4 protein-coding genes and 1 pseudogene are annotated in these 3,731 nt (G+C 62.4%); all 5 read left to right on the top strand.

The window, feature by feature from the left end; genetic code table 11:
* Positions 1-422 (top strand): NADH-quinone oxidoreductase subunit NuoI (gene nuoI, locus J0I79_RS34315; protein WP_292870394.1); only part of this gene is annotated, 422 nt, incomplete at its 5' end.
* A gap of 132 nt (positions 423-554) precedes the next feature.
* Positions 555-1,175 (top strand): NADH-quinone oxidoreductase subunit J, encoded by a 621-nt coding sequence (locus J0I79_RS34310; protein WP_292870391.1) that lies wholly within the window; start codon positions 555-557, stop codon positions 1,173-1,175.
* Between the two features lies 1 nt (position 1,176).
* Positions 1,177-1,485, top strand: a complete 309-nt coding sequence (gene nuoK / locus J0I79_RS34305; protein WP_019858930.1) for an NADH-quinone oxidoreductase subunit NuoK — start codon at positions 1,177-1,179, stop codon at positions 1,483-1,485.
* A gap of 10 nt (positions 1,486-1,495) precedes the next feature.
* Positions 1,496-3,469: an NADH-quinone oxidoreductase subunit L gene (nuoL, locus tag J0I79_RS34300; protein WP_292870386.1), complete on the top strand. Its 1,974-nt coding sequence runs from the start codon at positions 1,496-1,498 to the stop codon at positions 3,467-3,469.
* Positions 3,469-3,731, top strand: a pseudogene (locus tag J0I79_RS34295) (NADH-quinone oxidoreductase subunit M); the annotation flags it as partial. The gene nuoL and the pseudogene J0I79_RS34295, both read left to right, overlap by 1 nt.

Below are 3,731 nucleotides of genomic sequence, written 5' to 3'. Positions count from 1 at the left end.
TGCGCCAGTTCTTCGCGCCGAAGGAGACGATCAACTATCCGCACGAGAAGGGGCCGACCAGCCCGCGCTTCCGTGGCGAACACGCGCTGCGCCGCTATCCCAATGGCGAGGAACGCTGCATCGCCTGCAAGCTGTGCGAGGCGATCTGCCCGGCGCAGGCCATCACCATCGAGGCCGGTCCGCGCCGCAATGACGGCACGCGCCGCACGGTGCGTTACGACATCGACATGGTGAAGTGCATCTATTGCGGCTTCTGCCAGGAAGCCTGCCCGGTCGACGCCATCGTCGAGGGGCCGAATTTCGAGTTCGCGACGGAGACCCGCGAAGAACTCTACTACGACAAGGACAAGCTGCTGGCGAATGGCGACCGGTGGGAGCGCGAACTGGCGCGCAACATCTCGCTGGACGCGCCGTACAGGTGATTGACGTCCTTCTCCCCGTAATCGGGGAGAAGGAACAAGAAAGTGGACGGCGCAACGTCGCCCGTCTAAGGAACACGCGATTTCGAACCGGAGGCGGGTCGGAGTCGGAATTTGGAACCCGGGGGATCCCCAATGCTGAGTGGACTAGAGGCGGCCTTCTTCTACCTCTTCGCCTTTGTCGCCGTGGCATCGGCGTTCATGGTCATTTCGTCGCGCAACCCCGTGCATTCGGTGCTGTTCCTGATCCTGACCTTCTTCAACGCCGCAGGCCTGTTCATGCTGACGGGCGCCGAGTTCCTGGCGATGATCCTGCTCGTCGTCTATGTCGGCGCGGTCATGGTGCTGTTCCTGTTCGTCGTCATGATGCTCGACGTCGACTTCGCCGAATTGAAGAGCGGCGCCTTGCAATACGCGCCGATCGGCGCGCTGGTCGGGCTGATCCTGGCGGCGGAACTGATCGTCGTGCTGGGCGGCTACACCTTCGCGCCCAAGCTCGCCTCGACGGTCGCCAAGCCAATTCCCGATCTCGCCGCGCGCTCCAACACCGCCGCGCTCGGCGACATCCTCTATACCGACTACCTCTACTACTTCCAGATTTCGGGCCTCGTGCTGCTGGTCGCCATGATCGGCGCCATCGTGCTGACGCTGCGCCACAAGGAAGGGGTCAAGCGGCAGTCGATCGCAGCCCAGGTCGGCCGTACGCCGGCAACCGGCATGGAAATCCGCAAGGTCAAGTCGGGCGAAGGAGTCTGAGATGGTCGTCGGCATCGCACATTATCTGACCGTATCGGCGATCCTGTTCACGCTCGGCGTGTTCGGTATCTTCCTGAACCGCAAGAACGTGATCGTCATCCTGATGTCGGTCGAACTGATCCTGCTCGCGGTCAACATCAATTTCGTCGCCTTCTCGGCGGCGCTCGGCGATCTGGTCGGCCAGGTGTTCGCCCTGTTCGTGCTGACGGTCGCGGCGGCCGAAGCCGCGATCGGACTTGCCATTCTCGTCGTCTTCTTCCGCAACCGCGGCTCGATCGCGGTCGAAGACGTGAACATGATGAAGGGTTGACGGGGCTATTATGTATCAAGCGATCGTCTTCCTTCCGCTTCTCGGCTTCCTGATCGTCGGCCTGTTCGGCAATTCGCTGGGCGCCAAGGCATCGGAGTACATCACGTCGGGTTTCCTGGTGATCTCGGCCGTTCTGTCGTGGGTCGCCTTCTTTACCGTGGCTTTCGGTCATGGCGAGGTGTTCACCGTGCCGGTGCTGCACTGGATCCAGTCCGGCGGGCTCGACGTCTCCTGGGCGCTGCGGATCGACACGCTGACCGTGGTGATGCTGGTGGTGGTCAACACCGTCTCGGCGCTGGTCCATATCTATTCGATCGGCTACATGCACCACGATCCGAACCGGCCGCGCTTCTTTGCCTATCTGTCGTTGTTCACCTTCGCCATGCTGATGCTGGTGACCGCCGACAACCTCGTGCAGATGTTCTTCGGCTGGGAAGGGGTGGGCCTGGCGTCCTACCTGCTGATCGGCTTCTGGTACAAGAAGCCGTCCGCCAACGCCGCCGCCATCAAGGCCTTCGTCGTCAACCGCGTCGGCGATTTCGGCTTCGCGCTCGGCATTTTCGGCGTGTTCGTGCTGTTCGGCTCGGTCAATCTGAGCACCATCTTCGCCAATGCGGCGACGTTCGTCCCGGCCGAAGGCGCGCCGCAGGGCGCGGCGGTCCTGACCTTCCTCGGTCATGCGCTCGACAAGCAGGCGGCAATGACCGTCGTCTGCCTGCTGCTGTTCATGGGCGCCATGGGCAAGTCGGCTCAGGTGCCGCTGCACACCTGGCTGCCCGACGCCATGGAAGGCCCGACGCCTGTCTCCGCGCTCATCCATGCCGCGACCATGGTGACCGCCGGCGTGTTCATGCTGGCGCGTCTGTCGCCGCTGTTCGAGCTGTCGCATTCGGCGCTGACGGTGGTCACTTTCATCGGCGCCTTCACCGCCTTCTTCGCGGCGACCGTCGGGCTGGTGCAGAACGACATCAAGCGCGTCATCGCCTATTCGACCTGCTCGCAGCTCGGCTACATGTTCGTGGCGCTGGGCGTCGGCGCCTATGGCGCGGCGATCTTCCACCTGTTCACGCACGCCTTCTTCAAGGCGCTGCTGTTCCTGGGATCCGGCTCGGTCATCCACGCCGTTTCCGACGAGCAGGACATGCGCAAGATGGGCGGCCTCAGGAAGCTGATCCCGACCACCTACTGGATGATGGTGATCGGCACGCTGGCGCTGACCGGCGTCGGCATCCCGGTGACCGTCATCGGCACCGCCGGCTTCTTCTCCAAGGACGCCATTATCGAGAGCGCCTTCGTCGGCCATAATGCGGTCGCGGGCCTTGCCTTCGTGCTGCTGGTGATCGCCGCCTGCTTCACCTCCTTCTACTCTTGGCGGCTGATCTTCATGACTTTCCACGGCAAGCCGCGAGCGAGCCATGACGTCATGCACCACGTCCATGAATCGCCGCCGGTCATGCTGGTGCCGCTGTTCATCCTGGCCGCCGGCGCGTTGTTTGCCGGCATCATCTTCCACAACTCCTTCATCGGCGAGGGCTACGAAGCGTTCTGGAAGGCTTCGCTGTTCACGCTGCCCGATAACCACATCCTGCACGAGATCCATGAATCGCCGCTTTGGGTCGAACTGTCGCCGTTCGTCGCGATGCTGATCGGTCTGCTGGTGGCCTGGAAGTTCTACATCCGCTCGCCGGAAATGCCGGTCAATCTCGCCGCGCAGCACCGCGGGCTCTACGCCTTCCTGCTCAACAAGTGGTATTTCGACGAGCTCTACGATTTCCTGTTCGTGCGGCCCGCCAAGCGCCTCGGTCATTTCCTTTGGAAGACCGGCGATGGCACCGTCATCGACGGGCTTGGGCCTGACGGTATCTCGGCGCGCGTCGTCGATGTCACCAACCGCGTCGTCAAGCTGCAGACCGGCTACCTCTACCACTATGCCTTCGCCATGCTGATCGGCGTTGCCGCACTCGTCACCTGGATGATGCTCTGATGACCGCCTGGCCAATCCTCTCGCTGGTCACCTTCCTGCCGCTGGTTGGTGTGCTGCTGATCCTGTTCATCAACGATGACAGCGAAAACGCACTCCGCAACATCCGCGCCATCGCGTTCATAACCACGGCGTTCACCTTCGTGGTGTCGCTGTTCATCTGGACCGGCTTCGACAATTCGCAGGCCGGCTTCCAGTTCGTGGAAAAATACGCATGGCTCGATTCCGGCATCTCCTACCATATGGGTGTCGACGGCATCTCGAT

Source organism: Mesorhizobium sp. (assembly GCF_017306585.1).
GTDB lineage: Bacteria > Pseudomonadota > Alphaproteobacteria > Rhizobiales > Rhizobiaceae > Mesorhizobium.
The sequence above is the reverse complement of the archived record's forward strand: the minus strand, read 5'-3'. Positions and strand labels throughout refer to the sequence as shown.

Coding starts and splice junctions, on each gene's coding strand:
- nuoL (WP_292870386.1), top strand. CDS start 1,496: ATGTATCAAGCGATCGTCTTCCTTCCGCTTCTCGGCTTCCTGATCGTC.
- J0I79_RS34310 (WP_292870391.1), top strand. CDS start 555: ATGCTGAGTGGACTAGAGGCGGCCTTCTTCTACCTCTTCGCCTTTGTC.
- nuoK (WP_019858930.1), top strand. CDS start 1,177: ATGGTCGTCGGCATCGCACATTATCTGACCGTATCGGCGATCCTGTTC.